Raw genomic sequence first — 14,999 nt, forward strand, 5'->3', positions numbered from 1 at the left:
CGGTGTCCCATTTTCACAGAAGGGGTCGCAACGGCAAACAGCAGTTGTCCGTTTTTCTGTTCTCCTTGGTTGCGCGTGCAGCGGCGGCTGCGTTATAATAGGGCAAAGCATTTTTTGAAAGGCGGTGTTCCTGTTTGCGTTTTCTGCATTTATCCGACCTGCATCTGGGCAAGCGGGTGTGCGAGTTTTCCATGCTGGAGGAGCAGCGGTATATTCTGGAAGAGATTTTAGCCCTGCTGGATGAGACCCCTGTGGACGGCGTACTGCTGGCCGGGGATCTTTACGACAAGCCCGTTCCCCCTGCCGAAGCGGTACGGCTGCTGGACTGGTTCCTTACCCAACTGGCGGCGCGGAAGCTGCCGGTGTTCGCCATCAGCGGCAACCACGATTCCGCCGACCGGGTGGCCTTTGGCTCTGCCCTGCTGGCCGACAGCCGGGTCTACGTCAGCCCGGTGTTCACCGGCGCGCCGCAGCCCATCCCCCTGCAGGATGCCCACGGCACGGTGGATGTGTACTTACTGCCCTTTTTAAAGCCCGCCATGGTGCAGCACGTCTGGCCGGACGAGCCTATTGAGAGCTACAACGACGCCCTTGCCTGCGTGCTGCGGCACTGCACCCCGGACCCCGGCCACCGCAGCGTGCTGGTGGCGCACCAGTTTGTGGCGGGCGCTGCCGCCTGCGAGAGCGAGGAGCCCTCGGTAGGCGGGGTGGACAGCGTGGACGCCGCCCTGTTCGATGCCTTTGACTATGTGGCGCTGGGGCATCTGCACAGCCCGCAGAAGGTGGGGCGGGAGACCTTGCGCTACTGTGGCACACCGCTGAAGTACTCCTTCTCGGAGGCGGGGCAGTGCAAAAGCGCTACCTTTGTGGAGCTGGGTGCAAAGGGCGAGGTGCACATCACCACCGCGCCCCTGACCCCCCGGCACGAGTTGCGCGGGCTGCGGGGCAGCTACATGGAACTGACCGACCGCCGCTGCTACGAGGGCACCGCCGTGGACGACTATCTGTACATCACCCTGACCGACGAGCAGGATGTGCCGGATGCGCTGGCGCGGCTGCGGGTCATCTACCCCAACCTGATGCAGCTGGACTACGACAACCAGCGCACCCGCCAGCAGCAGGAGATCTGCGCCCCGGAGCGCACCGAGAGCATCTCCCCGCTGGAGCATCTGGCTGCCTTTTACCAACTGCAAAATAACCAGCCCCTGACCGCCGAGCAGACGGCATTCTGTCAGGAGCTGATTGAGGAGATCTGGAAGGAGGGCGACACTGTATGAGACCGCTGCGACTGACCCTTTCGGCCTTTGGCCCCTATGCCGCCCAGACCACCCTCGACCTTGAAAAGCTGGGCAGGGGCGGACTTTACCTCATTACCGGCGACACCGGCGCGGGCAAGACTACCCTTTTTGACGCCATCACCTATGCGCTGTACGATCATTCCAGCAGCGGCATCCGGGAGGGCTCCATGCTGCGCTGCAAGTACGCAGACGACAAGACCCCCACCTTTGTGGAGCTGGAATTTGAGGTGCACGGCGTGCGCTACACGGTGCGCCGCAACCCGGAGTATCAGCGCCCCAAGGCCCGGGGCGAGGGCATGACCACCGAAAAGGCGGATGCCACCCTGACCTACCCGGACGACCGCCCGCCGGTGACCAAAGCCAAGGACGTGACCGCCGCCGTGCAGGAGATCATCGGGCTGGACTACAACCAGTTTTCTCAGATTGTGCTCATCGCGCAGGGGCAGTTCACAAAGCTGCTCAACGCCTCCACCGAGGAGCGCAGCCGCATCTTCCGCAAGCTGTTCCGCACCCAGCGCTACGCCCAACTGCAAGAGCGCTTACAGGCCGAAGCATCCGCGCTGAACCAGCAGCGCACCGCCCAGAACGCCAAACTGGACAGCCTGCTGGGCGGGCTGCAATTCAGCCCGGAGGACCCGGACGCCGAGGCGCTGCGCGCCCTGTGCGCCCAGACCGTGCCGGAAACGGCGCTTGCCTTGCTGGACGCCCTGACTGCCCGGCAGGCTGCGGCGCTGGAAGAAGCCGGCGCCGCCCTGCACACCACCGAAGCCCAGCTGGACACGGTGCAGCAGCAGCTGGGTGCTGCCGCGCAGGCGCAGCGGCTGGCGCAGCAGCTGGCTGCCCGTCAGGCAGAGCTTGCCGCCGCAAAGCCCGCACTGGATGCTGCCCGCGCCGAGGCCGACCGCCACGCCGGAGATGCTGCGCAGCTGGATGCCCTGACCGCGCAGGTGACGCAGGCGCAGAGCGCCCTTGCAGCCTATGACGCACTGGACGCGCTCTGCCGCCAGCAGACCGAAGCGCAGGACGCTGCCCGGCTGGCGGCGGCGCAGGCGCACAAGCGGCGCACCCAGCTGGACAGCCTGAACGCCGCCCTTGCCGCTGCTGAGACCGAGCTTGCCGCGCTGGCAGACGCGGACACCCGGCTGTTGGCACTGCAAAACCGCAGCGCCCAGTTGACACAGCGCGGCGAAGCGCTGGCAAAGCTGGAACAGCGCCTTGCGGACTGCCAGCGACAGGCCAAGGCTGCACACAAGGCGCAGGAGAATTACCGCGCCGCTGCCGCCGCACAGGACGAAGCCCGCGCCCGGCGGGACGCGCTGGAACGGGCATTCTTGGACGCACAGGCCGGACTGCTGGCCGAGAGCCTTGTCGAGGGCGCACCCTGCCCGGTGTGCGGCAGTACCCATCACCCCGCCCGCGCCCTGCTGCCCCATACTGCGCCCACGCAGGCACAGGTGGAAGCCGCACGGCAGGCCGCTGCGGAAGCTGACCGGCAGGCGCAGAACGCCAGCGCTGTCGCCCAGAGCGCCCTTGCCGCTGCCAATGAGGCGAAAACTTCTCTCCGGCGGGACGCCGAGACCCTGCTGCCGGAGCGCTTTACCGCCCCGGAGGGCACAGTCCCCCTCACCTTTGCCCTGATGACCAACGTTCTGGCCGAAGAGAATGCCGCTTTGCAGACGGCACAGACAGACTGCAAAGCACAGTGCCGACAGGCCGAGGCCGACTGCCGCCGCAAGGCACAGCTGGAAGCCGACCGGCAGGCCAAGACCCGCCAGCGCCCGGCGCTGGAGCAGGCCGCTGCCGAGGCCGACCGCAGCGCCGCCGCCCAGAATGCAAGTGCTGACGCGCTGGAGGGTCAAATCGCAGAGCGGCGCGCCGCCCTGCCCTACTCCCGGCGCGCGGACGCACAGGCGGCGCTGGACAAGCTGGAGGCTGACCGCAGCACCCTGCGCACCGGTATGGACACGGCACAGCGCAAGCTGAAACAGGCTGAACAGACCGTTGCCGCCGCCGAGGCCGCTGTGGAGGCGCTGACCGCACAGCAGACCGCCGCCCAAAAGGAGCTGCCCGCCCGCAGCGCCGAGGAACTTACCGCACAGCAGACCGAACTGACCGCCGCGCGGGAGACCCTACGCAGCCGGGAAAAGCAGCTTTCGGCACAACTGCTGCCCAACCGCAAAACAGCGGCGCAGTACCGCGCTGCCGCCGAGGCGCGGCAGACGCTGGAAAGCCGGTGGCAGTGGGTCAGCGCACTGGCTGCCACGGCGGGCGGCACTCTGACCAGCAAGCAGAAAATCAAGCTGGAAGCCTACATCCAGATGAACTATCTGGACCGCATTCTGCGCTACGCCAATACCCGCCTGATGCAGATGACCGCCGGGCAATACGAGCTGGAGCGCATCGGTGCAGAGAACCAGCGCAGCCAGTCCGGGCTGGACCTTGGCGTCATCGACCACTACAACGGCACCCGCCGCAGCGTAAAGACCCTTTCCGGCGGTGAGAGCTTCAAGGCTTCGCTGGCGCTGGCGCTCGGCCTTTCGGACGAGGTGCAGAGCAGCGCCGGGGGCATCCGGCTGGACACTTTGTTCCTGGACGAGGGCTTCGGCTCGCTGGACGAGGAATCGCTGGAACTGGCCATCCGGGTGCTCTCCGGCCTGACCGAGGGCGACCGGCTGGTGGGCATCATCTCCCATGTGGGGGCGCTCAAGGACCGCATCGACCGGCAGGTGGTGGTGCACAAGGCCCGCACCGGCGGCTCCACCGTAGAGCTGCGGGTGTAAAACGCCGCCGACGGGGCACACTAGGGGCGGAGGTGAATTTGATGAATTCTCTGGAACCCTTCATCCGCCACGAACTGGAAAACCAGCCCGGCACCGCTGCCGCCCCGCAGGCAAGCAGCACCCGCAATGCCCCGCCGCTGGGCAGTATGCCCCTGCAGCCCCCGGCTGCGCCGGACACGCCCGGCACCCAGCTGCCCCCGCCGGAGCTGCCGCAGCCCGAAAAGCCCGGTGTCCCCATGACTGACGGCACCCCCATGGCCTGCCGCCAGAAGAATGCCGCCGCCTTTCTGGCCGGGGACGTGCAGACCAGCGTGATGGCGCACTACGCGCCGGGGCTATTCAGCACAAAGCAGAAGCTGCACAGCCGTCACCCTGCCCCGGACGAGGACACCGCCGCCGTTTTAGAGCTGGTGGAATGGCGCGAGGATGCCCCTTACGGCTGAGCGTAACAAAAATTTTTTAAAATATTTCAGTTTACCTGTTGAAATCTCGCCGCACTTCCCTTATTATGGTAGCATACAAACATAAAGGCAGGTTTTGCAATATGGCAGAGATCAAATACGAAGTTGTCCAGCGTGTAGCCGTGCTGAGCCAGCGTCCCCGCGGCTGGGAGCGTCAGCTGAACCTTATCAGCTGGAACGACGGCGAGCCCAAGTACGACATCCGCGACTGGTCCCCGGACGGCACCCGCATGGGCAAGGGTATCTCCCTGAGCCACGATGAGCTGGCCATCCTCAAGGGCATTCTGGAGGACATGGAGCTGTGAGCGGGGGCGACCGCGCAGAGTTTCTGGACGTGTGGCAGCGAAACGTCACCCGCCCGGGCAGCGAAAAGCTGCTGGACTGGCTGGACAAAAAGACGGATTTTTTCACCGCACCGGCGTCCACCCGTTTTCACGGAGCTTGTGAGGGCGGGTTGTGTATGCACAGCCTGAACGTCTACCACGCGCTGCACGACAGCTTTTTCACCGAGGGCGAAAGCGAGGAGAGCTACGCCATCTGTGCCCTGCTGCACGATCTGTGCAAGGCCAACTACTACAAGCTGGGCACCCGCAACGTGAAGAACGAAGCCACCGGACAGTGGGAGAAAGCGCCCTTTTACAGTGTAGAGGATCTGTTCCCCTACGGTCACGGCGAAAAGAGCGTGTTCCTGATCGAACGGTTCATGAAGCTGAAGGTGGAGGAAGCGGTTGCCATCCGCTGGCACATGGGCGGCTTTGACGATGCTGCCCGGGGCGGCTGTTTTGCCATCTCGGAAGCCTACGACAAGTACCCGCTGGCGGTCAAGCTGCACATCGCAGACCTGCAGGCTACCTATCTGATGGAGCATCGCACCAGCAATATGCGCTGAATAAACTAAACAGGCGGCTGTACAGCATTTTGTACAGCCGCCTGTTTTGCTATGAAAAATCTCAGCAACGGTCTCTGCGGAGAACGGCAGCAGGATTGCCTGTTTCCCGTTACGCCCCTTCTTGTGAAAATGGGGGACAGGAAAGTCCTCAAACTTTCCTGTCCCCCGAAATTCAAAATATTCTTCCGCTGAATATGGCCAGAGCGCACGCGGCGGCCATTCTAGATGGTCTATAGCACCTTTCAGCAACCTTCCCCGGCGCAGAGGGCTTTCACCTTCTGCACAGCGGCAGCTACAAGGCTGCCGATGGGCTGGTCGGGCACGCCGACAATATAGTTTTCGCAGTGGTTCACCGGGATCAGCACCCGGGTGGCGCTGCTCTGGCACACCGCCGTGGCCATGGCGGGGGTGATCTCCCCCAGCAGCGCGTCTGCAATGACGATGCCGATGGGCCCCACGATGATATCCGCGCTGCGGCAGTTCACCACCACGGCATTCTCACCGGTGGCGGCGCGCTGCGCCCCGGCCTTGTGCATGGCCTGCGCGGCAACGCTGTTGGTGCCCACGGCCACCAGCCGGATGTCCGGGCACTGGGCGCTGAGGGCGGCCACCAGCTGGCGGCCCAGTCCCCCGCCCTGCCCGTCAATGACAAGCACGTTCATGCCGTACCTCAGAAGTCGATCTCTTCCAGCCGCAGCAGCGCCAGAATGTAGATCTTGACAGCCTCCAGCAGCTTGTTGATGGGGGCAGCTTCGTTAGCGCCGTGCATCGGGCCGCCGAACTCCGGCAGCTTCACATCCTCATGCTCCGGGCCGAAGCTGACGGCATAGGGGAAGTGGCGGGCATAGGTGCCGCCGCCCATGGTGAAGGGGGTGGCGTTCTCTCCGGTCACCTCGTTGTAGGTGTCGATGCAGGCACGGATGGCGGGGCTGTCGGCCTCAATGTAGAAAGGCTCGGCAGCATCCACATCCTCCAGCTTTGCGCCCTCGCCCAGCGCAGCGGTGATTTGTGCGGTCAGCTTTTCGCCGTTGGTGCAGGTGGGGAAGCGGCTGTCGATGGTCTGCACCAGCTTGCCGTCCTCCATATAGATGCGGCCGCCGATGATGGTCAGCGGGCCGAAGGGGCCGTCGGCGCAGTCGATGCCAAGGCCGGTGCCTGCGGTGGAGCTGTGCAGCTTGCGCAGTGCCTCCAGATAAGCACGCTCGGCGTCGTTGCACAGGCCGTTGTCCAGCAGATAATCCGCCACCAGACCGATGGCGTTCACCGTGCCCTCCGGCATGGCGGCGTGGCCGGATTTGCCCCAGCCGCGCACCCGCACGCCGTCCCCTTCCGGTTCCAGCGTGATGTTGGGGGCGTTCTTCAGCTTGCGGATATCGGTCTTGACCAGTGCGCTGGCGCGGTCCGGCACCGCGTTGTTGGCAACACCGCCCTCAAACTCTGCAATGACGCCGTTGCACACCGGGCTGACGATCTTGCCGCCGAAGTGGCCCTTTTCGCCGTTGCACACCGGGAACTCCGCATCCGGGGTAAAGCAGAACACCGGGGCGGGATAGTTTTCCAGATAGTACTTCACATCGTTCATGTGGGTCTCCTCGTTGTCGCCCACAATGGCACGGATGGGGTAGCGCAGCTGGTAGCCCTGCTCCTTGAGGAACTTCAGCGCGTACAGGGTAACGATCATCGGGCCCTTATCGTCCGAGACACCGCGGCCCAGCAGCCAGCCGTCCTGAATGCGCATCTTAAAGGGGTCTGCCGTCCAGCCGTTGCCCACGGGCACAACGTCCACATGGCAGATGGTGGCCAGATATTTTTCCGGGTCCGCACCGGCCAGCTCGGCATAGCCGATGTAGTTTTCGCAGTTGCGGGTGGCAAAGCCCATGCCTGCTGCCAGCTCCAGCGTCTTGTCCAGTGCGGCCCGAGGGCCTGCGCCGAAGGGTGCGCCCTCCTCCGGGGTGCCCTCCACGCTGTCGATGGCGACCAGCGCTGCAATGTCCTGCAGCAGCTGCTCCTTGTTTTCCGCAATGTATGCGTCAATTTTCTGATTCAGTGCCTGATCCATGTTCTATAACGTCCTTTCTGACCGGGAGCAGATCCCGGTTTTCACAACTATTATCCAGTATAACACACTCCGGGCGGAAAAGCTACCGGCATTTTTCACGACAAAAGCGTCCGCGTTTTGTCAGCCTGCCGCAAACAGCCCGCTGAGCGCGCCCAGCAGCCCGGCGCTTGCCAAGCCCATGATGATGCCCGCCAGCAGTACACCGCCCATACAGGCGATCAATACATCCTTGAATTTCATATCCAGAATGGAGGCTGCCAGCGTGCCCGTCCACGCACCGGTGCCCGGCAGCGGGATGCCCACGAACAGCAGCAGCGCCACGGTCATGCCCTTGCCGGCCTTGGCCTCCAGTGCGCGGCCGCCCTTTTCGCCCTTGTTGATGCAAAAGCGGCAGATGGGGCCGATGAGGGGCTTGTGGTAGCCCCAGATGAGGAACTTGCGGGCGAACAGGTAGATGAAGGGCACCGGGATCATGTTGCCCAGTACGCACAAAAGATAGGTGGGCAGCACCGGCAGCCCCATGCCCAGCCCGATGGGGATAGCTCCGCGCAGCTCAATGATGGGCACCATGGAGATAAGGAAGATCAGAAGATAATTTTTCAGCATTGGCTTCTCCTTATATTACAGGTCGATCTGCAGCTCCACCGGGCAATGGTCGGAGCCGAAGATCTCGTTGTGGATCTCGGCGGCGCGGATGCGGTCTGCAATGCGCCGGGAAACGATAAAATAGTCGATGCGCCAGCCCGCGTTCTTTTCCCGCGCGTGGAAGCGGTAGCTCCACCAGCTGTACTTCACCTCGTCCGGGTGCACCACCCGGAAGCTGTCCGCAAAACCCGCCGCCAGCAGCTCGGTCATTTTGGCGCGCTCCTGATCGGTAAAGCCTGCGCTCATGCGGTTGGTCTTGGCGTTTTTGATATCCATCTCGGTGTGCGCCACGTTCAGATCGCCGCACAGGATCACCGGCTTTTTTGCGTCCAGTGCCAGCAGGTACGCCCGGAAGGCGTCCTCCCACTCCATGCGGTAGTCCAGCCGCTTCAGCCCGTCCTGACTGTTGGGGGTGTAGCAGTTTACCAGATAAAAGCCGGGGTATTCCAGCGTCAGCACCCGTCCCTCGTGGTCGTGCTGTTCCAGCCCGATGCCGGTGGTCACTGCCAGCGGTGCCGTTTTGCACCAGCAGGCTGTGCCGGAATAGCCCTTTTTCTCGGCAGAGTAGGTATATTCGGTGTAGCCCTCCGGCGCAAAATCTGCCTGTCCCGGCTGCATCTTGGTCTCCTGCACCGAGAAGATGTCCGCGTCCAGCGCGGCAAAACTCTCGGCAAAGCCGTGGGTCAGGCAGGCGCGCAGGCCGTTCACGTTCCAGCTGATCAGTTTCATGCTTTTCTCCTTATTGTTATGCCTGATATTTTGTTTTCCATGCGCCGCTGCGGAAGCGCAGCACAAAGCAGGTCACGCGGCAGGTCCAGTCGATGACCATAGCCACCCACACACCCACAGCGCCCCAGCCCATGCGGACGCACAGCAGATAGCTGAAGCCCAGCCGCCAGCATGCCATGCTGAGGATGGACACCACCATGGTAAATTTTACGTCGTTGGCCGCGCGCAGGGCGTTGGGCAGCACGAAGGACAGCGGCCAGAAGATAATGGCGCAGCCCGCATGGATGGTGACCAGCGTAATAGCCAGCTCCATGGTCTCGCCGGAAAGGGCGTAGATGCCCACCAACTGCCGGAGGAACAGCAGGATCGCGCCGTTGGAAAGCCCCATCGTAATGTAAGCCCACAGCAGCAGCTTGCGGGTGTAGTAAACGGTCTGTTCGTGGTCGCCGGCACCGATGCAGCGCCCCACCACCGTGATCATGGCCAGACTGATGGCCTTGCCCGGGATGACACCCATGCCGTCCAGATTGTTGGCCACCGCGTTGGCCGCGATCTGCACCGTGCCGAAGGTGGAGATCATGCTCACCACCAGAATGCGCCCGGCCTCGAACAGGCTGTTTTCAAAGGCCGAGGGGATACCGATCCCCAGAATGCGCTTTGCCATGCCGCCGTCCAGCCGCAGGGTCTTGGGCACGGTAAGCACCGCATCCTCCCGGTAGCACTTGCGCAGGATCAGCGCCGCAGCCACCACGCGGGATACCACGCTGGGCCATGCTACGCCGTCCACGCCCATTTTGAAGCCGAAGATGCACACCGCGTTGCCCACGATGTTGATGATGTTCATCAGAAAGCTGATCTGCATGGAGATCTTGGAGTTGCCGATGCTGCGGAACAGTGCCGCACCGCCGTTGTACAGCGCCAGAAACGGGTAGCTGAGGGCGATGATCTGCAAATACTTCACGCCCGCGTCCAGCACGTCGGTATCAATAGAGCCGTAGAACAGCCGGATCATAGGGCGGGCCAGCACAAAGCATACCACGCCGATCACCACACCGGACAAGCCGCTGAGCAGCAGCAGCTGACCGGCGCTTTTGTCGGCATTCCCGCGCTCTTTTGCGCCCAGATACTGGCTTACCACCACCGCGCCGCCGGTAGCCAGCGCCGCAAACAGCACGATGATAAGGTTATTGATCATATCCACCAGACTGACGCCGGAGATAGCCGCCTCGCCGCAGCGGGACACCATCATGGTGTCGGCCATACCCACCGTCACTTCCAGCAGCTGCTCCACCAGCAGCGGAATGGCCAGTACCAGCAGTTCCTTCTGGCTGAACAGCGGCTCCCGCCCACCGGTCAGTCTGCTTTTTTCATTGCCATGCAGTAGCTTTGTCATCCGTTTCTCCCCTCCCGGCGCCGGGTGCTTTTCCGATACGCCCCCGCTGTCCGGCGCGTGCATTCTTCCGGTTGCAGCAGATGTGTCCATCTTAACACACCACCGGCTGCTTGTAAAGCGGTGCAGGCTACATCCCGCGAAAATCAGTTTTCCAAGCCCATCTCCCATTGCCTGCCGGTTTTATAAAGGTGTCCCTGTGCGGTTTTCCGACTGCCATTCCGTTTTATGCTTGTTCGTCAGTTTGCCGGGAACTTTCCATAAAATTTGTGCGTTTCTACAAAAATGCGATTTCCCGCGTATTTTTGGGGAGAAATTTTAAAAAACCTCTTGCAATTTCTATTCCAAAGTGGTATGTTGTATCCAACAAAAGCGAAGCTTGGATACATCTTCTCTTTGGAGCGGCAAGTTCGGCTCCGTATGCGCCTTTGTTTTTACCTTGCTATTTTCTTCATTTACCTTCTTATCATTTACCCTGCCTGTCCCGCAAGGGACGAGAAAAGCGATGACCCACCTGCACGGGTCGTCGCTTTTTCTTTTGCCCGCAGAGGGCAGAGTACAAGCCGCCAAAGCACTGCTCTACAGATGACGTGCCGCAGCTGCTTTTCCCTGTCCCGCCCCAAAAAGTTTGTTTGAATAAACATCCCTGCTTTTTCTTGACATCCCTTTGTATGCGTGTTATCTTAATTTCCGTCAATTAGCTTACCCTAACCATCTGAGGGGCTTTGCCCCGCAGGTTTTTCTTTGCGCGCAATGTTAGGTAATGCTAACTACATGATTCCTATTCCCTGCCAGTGTGATGAAAGGAGCATTTTTTCATGAGAACAAAGAAATTTCTTTCCCTGCTGCTGTCGGCGGCTATGGCGTTCAGCCTGCTGACCGCTACCGCCTTTGCAGCAGCCCCTGCCGAGGAGGAAAACAGCTTTTTCGATTTTCTGCTGGGCAAGAAGTACACCTATCTTTATGCTGCCCTGACTTGGGACGAGTATTGGGCAAACGAGAAGGTCTACGCCGCCGGCAGCACTGCCGCCTCTGCGCAGCTGGACAGCCACGAAGAGCAGGACCTTGGCGCATTTGACGCGGTCTCCCGCGCAACCGTCAACCACGGTCTGCACCGCGGCAGCTTCCAGAGCACTGCCGTGATCTACGCCAAGGACGGCAGCAGCTACACCGTTTCCCACTGGTCGGACGATGGCAAGACCATCTATCTGGCCGATGGCACCACCGTGGGCTGGAACCGCGGCACCATTACCAAGGCCGATGGCTCCACCGTGCAGATGGAGCACTACGAGGTGCTGGGCACCAAGTATGTGCCGGTGCGCGTAGCCACCAGCGACCTTGCAGATTTCTGCTCCAAGTACACCGTGGTGGAAAACGGCGGCCAGCTGGTGGGCGGCTACTCTGAAAAGAACCTGACCGCCTACACCCTGACGGCTGCGGTGGACAAAAACACCAACGGCCTGAAGTACGCAACCAAGAGCGGCGACGGCTACACCTTCTCTGCCGCGCACACCGGCTCCGGCTCCGGCGTGGCAGAAGTCGCCCAGAAGGCTGCCGAGGGCCTTACCGTGAATCTGCGCAGCGGCAGCGATGTGGGCAGCTTTGGCGAGTTTATCCGTGTGGACCTGAACGGCAACTACGGCGAGCTGGGCTCCCGGATGCAGTCTGTGGTGTGGACCTACTACGGCAACGACAGCACCTACACCCACGCCAAGGCCTCCTACGGCACCAAGTTTGCAGCCGACAACTGGATGCACAAGTCCATGGGCATCCAGCTGGGTCTGAGCGACTCCGCCCGCTGCCAGCTGCCGGAGGGCACTGACGGCACCGGCTACTGGACCATCACCATCCGCGCACTGGGCTACGCCGATACGGTGGTCAAGTTCCAGACCACTGCCGAGAACCTTGCCAAGCACGAGCTGGCAAGCGATGCCGACCGCGCCGCCCTGCAGGCTGTGGTCGCCGAATCACAGAGCAAGGCAAAGGCCGCTTACACCGCCGACAGCTATGCCAATCTGGAGACCGAGCTGGCCGAGAGCGTGGAACTGCTGAGCCGCGAGACCCTGTATAAGGCCGCTGCACTGGAGCAGGTGACCCACCTGACCGATGCCGTGCAGAACCTGAAAGCTGCCTGATCCGGCAAAAACAGAACACCCAAAAAGCAAGGTCGCTTTATGCAGGCGGCCTTGCTTTTCCGTGTCAGGAGGAGTTGGAATGAACAAAAAACGATGCAACACACTGCTCCCACTGGTGCAGTTGCTCCCGGCAGTGGCGGCAGCGGCAGCGGTGCTTTTTGCCCTGCCCCGCACCGCGCCGGTGCTGGCTGCCGTACCGGAAAGGCTGGCAGTGGTGATGGAGCAGCCGGTGGAAGCCGCTTCCGTTGAAGCGGAGGAAGAAGCCCTGCCCAAGTTGCCCTATGCCGATGGCGTTTATGTTGGCTCTTCCCGGGGCTACGGCGGTGCCGTCCGGGTGCAGGTCACCATGGAAAACGGCAGCATCACGGAGGTGGAGATTCTGGACGCTTCCCACGAGACAAAGCAGTTTCTGCGGCGCGCCAAGCGGCTTCTGACCACCGTAGTGGATGCCCAGAGCTGGGAGGTGGATGCCGTTTCCGAAGCCACCTACACCAGCCGGGGCATTCTGGGCGCGGTGCAGAACGCCCTGACCGGCGAGGTGGTGAATAATCCCCTGCCGCCGCAGCCGAAGCCTGCCGCACCGCTGGTGGTGGAGGAATTTACAGCACCCTCCACCTACCTTGACGGCATCTACACCGCCGAAGCCATAGGCTATGAGGGCAAAATTACGGTACAGGTCACGGTGGCAGAGGATAAGATCACCGATATCACGGTTTTGAGGGCTGAGGATGAGGAAGAATATCTCTCCCGGGCAAAGCGGGTCATCCCCGCCATTCTGGAGGGGCAAAGCCCCAATGTGGATGCCGTTTCCGGTGCGACCTACTCCTCCAGCGGCATCCTGAACGCCGTCAAGCTGGCGCTGGCAAAGGCAGCGGTTGCCCCGGCAGAGGAAGCCGACCCGAAGCAGGCAGCCTCGGAAGAAGTGGTGGAAGAAGCCGCGCCGTCCGAAGCAGCAGAACCCGAGGAAACGCCGGTCACTGCGCCCACCGTGGAGGTGGTGCAGCCGGAGGAAAAGAGCGCTGTTTCCGCGTGGTTCAAGGAAGTGTGGCAGCAGCTTTTCCCGGCAGAAACACCGGACGATTCTGAACCGGAACCGGCATCTTCTGCGGAGGTGCTGCCGGCATCCGAGGCGGCGCTGCCGCCGGAAGAAACCGAACCTGAAACGGAAGGAGCAGCGGAATGAAATACAAGAATTTTCTCCTCCGGGCGGTAAATCTGCTGCTGATTTTGGGGGTACTGTGGCAATACCAGCAGGTGGCGCTGGTCCGGGCTGCGGCGGTAAGCCAGCGCAAGCAGGAGATTGCTGAAGTGGAAGCCTACAACGCTTCCGTTTTGCAGGCGCAGAGCGCAGCGCAGGCAGAGCAGAGCCAGAGCGGCTACCGGGACGGCACCTACGAGGGCAGCGCCTTTGGTTTTGGCGATGTTATCCGGGTGTCGGTGACCATCCAAAGCGGAAAAATGACCGATATTGCGGTGCTGGATGCTTCCGGTGAGGATAAGCCCTACTATAAACAGGCGCTGCCTTTGCTGGACGAGATGCTGGCAGTGCAGTCTGCCGAGGTGGATACCGTTTCCGGCGCTACCCTTACGGCAGAAGGTCTCATCGGTGCAGTAGAGGACGCACTGGGAAAGGCGGCAGGATGATGGAAAAAATACAAGCAAAGCCTTTGACGGCGGCGCAGCAGCGTCAGCGGGACAAAAAGCGCCGTACATGGCTGCGCGCCGGGGTGCAGCTGTTCTTCTTTGTGTCCATGCCGGGCGCATTCGTGGCCGGGTTTTCCGGGGTAAAGCAGCTCTTTCTGCACATCGGTGCAGGCGAGGTGCTCTCGGCGGACAGCTTCACGCTTTCCCTGCTGGGGCTGTGCGGCTTCACGTTGCTGTTCGACCGGTTTTTCTGCGGATATGCCTGCGCCTTTGGCAGCTTGGGCGATGCCGTCTGGGCACTGTCCGGGCTTGTCCAGAAAAAGCTGTTCCACCGCAAAAAGCCGCTCCGTCTGCCGGAGCGGGCGGTACTTTGGGGACAGAAGGTCAAATATCTGCTGCTGGCAGGACTGGTGGCGCTGTATGTGACCCGGCAGGAAAAGCTGCTGACCGGCGCAAGCCCGTGGGAGGTGTTTTCCCGCCTGACGGCACTGCGTCTGCCGCCGGAGGGCTTCGGCGTAGGCATCGCGCTGCTTGTGCTTATTTTGCTGGGCATGGCAGTGCAGCCCCGGTTCTTTTGTCAGTTCCTCTGCCCCATGGGTGCGGTGTTCGCCCTGCTGCCGGTGCTGCCCTTTGCACGGCTGCACCGGCAGAGCGAGGGTTGCATCCCGGGCTGCAATGCCTGCAAGCAGCAGTGCCCGGTGTGCCTGAAGCTGGAGGAAAGCAGCCTGCGCAGCGGGGAGTGCATCGCCTGTGAAGCCTGCGTGGGCACCTGCCCCAAGCAGAACATCCACCGGTGGGATTTGTCTCTTTGCAAGCACCGGTGGCTGCCGGTGCTTGCAAAGGCGCTGCTCTTCTTCCTGCTGGGCTGCTGGCTGGGCTTCTGCCGGTTTATCTGAAATAAAAAGGGAGGCTGCTGCACAGTATTTGTGCAGCAGCCTCCTTTTGGCTGGGAGATCTATCATTTCGGTA

General features: G+C 62.0%; 14 protein-coding genes. 9 read left to right on the forward strand and 5 right to left on the reverse strand.

Annotated elements, in window-relative coordinates; translation table 11 throughout:
• The first annotated feature begins 134 nt into the window (after positions 1-134).
• From C7J97_RS09015 to C7J97_RS09035, 5 genes are all read left to right on the forward strand, one after another.
• Positions 135-1,277, forward strand: coding sequence for an exonuclease SbcCD subunit D (locus tag C7J97_RS09015; protein ID WP_113992772.1), 1,143 nt, complete (start codon positions 135-137; stop codon positions 1,275-1,277).
• Positions 1,274-4,078, forward strand: a complete 2,805-nt coding sequence (locus C7J97_RS09020; RefSeq protein ID WP_113992773.1) for an AAA family ATPase — start codon at positions 1,274-1,276, stop codon at positions 4,076-4,078. Before C7J97_RS09015 ends, C7J97_RS09020 begins: the two co-directional genes overlap by 4 nt.
• A 41-nt stretch (positions 4,079-4,119) precedes the next feature.
• On the forward strand, positions 4,120-4,521 hold the full coding sequence (locus C7J97_RS09025; RefSeq protein ID WP_005928165.1) for a hypothetical protein: 402 nt from the start codon (positions 4,120-4,122) through the stop codon (positions 4,519-4,521).
• A gap of 101 nt (positions 4,522-4,622) precedes the next feature.
• Entirely contained in the window at positions 4,623-4,844 is a 222-nt protein-coding gene (locus C7J97_RS09030) for a YdbC family protein (protein ID WP_015536721.1), read from the forward strand.
• Positions 4,841-5,428, forward strand: a complete 588-nt coding sequence (locus C7J97_RS09035; RefSeq protein WP_113992774.1) for a hydrolase — start codon at positions 4,841-4,843, stop codon at positions 5,426-5,428. Before C7J97_RS09030 ends, C7J97_RS09035 begins: the two co-directional genes overlap by 4 nt.
• Positions 5,429-5,670: 242 nt before the next feature.
• On the opposite strand, the gene C7J97_RS09040 is transcribed toward C7J97_RS09035, so the two are convergent.
• The 5 genes from C7J97_RS09040 to C7J97_RS09060 all read right to left on the reverse strand — a co-directional run bounded on the left by C7J97_RS09040 (position 5,671) and on the right by C7J97_RS09060 (position 10,254).
• Entirely contained in the window at positions 5,671-6,090 is a 420-nt protein-coding gene (locus C7J97_RS09040) for a DUF3842 family protein (protein WP_113992775.1), read from the reverse strand.
• Between the two features lie 8 nt (positions 6,091-6,098).
• Positions 6,099-7,487 carry a Sapep family Mn(2+)-dependent dipeptidase gene (locus C7J97_RS09045; protein WP_113992776.1) on the reverse strand — a complete coding sequence of 463 codons (1,389 nt, stop codon included), beginning with the start codon at positions 7,485-7,487 and terminating at the stop codon, positions 6,099-6,101.
• Positions 7,488-7,607: 120 nt separating this feature from the next.
• Positions 7,608-8,093 carry a COG2426 family protein gene (locus C7J97_RS09050; protein ID WP_005928148.1) on the reverse strand — a complete coding sequence of 162 codons (486 nt, stop codon included), beginning with the start codon at positions 8,091-8,093 and terminating at the stop codon, positions 7,608-7,610.
• A gap of 15 nt (positions 8,094-8,108) precedes the next feature.
• Positions 8,109-8,861, reverse strand: a complete 753-nt coding sequence (locus C7J97_RS09055; protein ID WP_005928145.1) for an exodeoxyribonuclease III — start codon at positions 8,859-8,861, stop codon at positions 8,109-8,111.
• Positions 8,862-8,877: 16 nt separating this feature from the next.
• Positions 8,878-10,254 carry an MATE family efflux transporter gene (locus C7J97_RS09060; protein WP_113992777.1) on the reverse strand — a complete coding sequence of 459 codons (1,377 nt, stop codon included), beginning with the start codon at positions 10,252-10,254 and terminating at the stop codon, positions 8,878-8,880.
• An 815-nt stretch (positions 10,255-11,069) separates the two neighbouring features.
• On the opposite strand from C7J97_RS09060, the gene C7J97_RS09065 reads away from it, so the two are divergent.
• From C7J97_RS09065 to C7J97_RS09080, 4 genes are all read left to right on the forward strand, one after another.
• Positions 11,070-12,386 carry a penicillin-binding Tp47 domain A-containing protein gene (locus tag C7J97_RS09065; protein WP_113992778.1) on the forward strand — a complete coding sequence of 439 codons (1,317 nt, stop codon included), beginning with the start codon at positions 11,070-11,072 and terminating at the stop codon, positions 12,384-12,386.
• Positions 12,387-12,465: 79 nt separating this feature from the next.
• Complete coding sequence (locus tag C7J97_RS09070; RefSeq protein WP_113992779.1) at positions 12,466-13,569, forward strand: FMN-binding protein; 1,104 nt, start codon at positions 12,466-12,468, stop codon at positions 13,567-13,569.
• Positions 13,566-14,030 (forward strand): FMN-binding protein, encoded by a 465-nt coding sequence (locus tag C7J97_RS09075; protein WP_005928127.1) that lies wholly within the window; start codon positions 13,566-13,568, stop codon positions 14,028-14,030. Before C7J97_RS09070 ends, C7J97_RS09075 begins: the two co-directional genes overlap by 4 nt.
• On the forward strand, positions 14,027-14,926 hold the full coding sequence (locus tag C7J97_RS09080; protein WP_113992780.1) for a 4Fe-4S binding protein: 900 nt from the start codon (positions 14,027-14,029) through the stop codon (positions 14,924-14,926). The genes C7J97_RS09075 and C7J97_RS09080 overlap by 4 nt, the downstream gene beginning before the upstream one ends.
• Positions 14,927-14,999: the final 73 nt, after the last annotated feature.

Source organism: Faecalibacterium prausnitzii, from assembly GCF_003324185.1.
Taxonomy (GTDB): Bacteria; Bacillota; Clostridia; order Oscillospirales; family Ruminococcaceae; genus Faecalibacterium; species Faecalibacterium prausnitzii.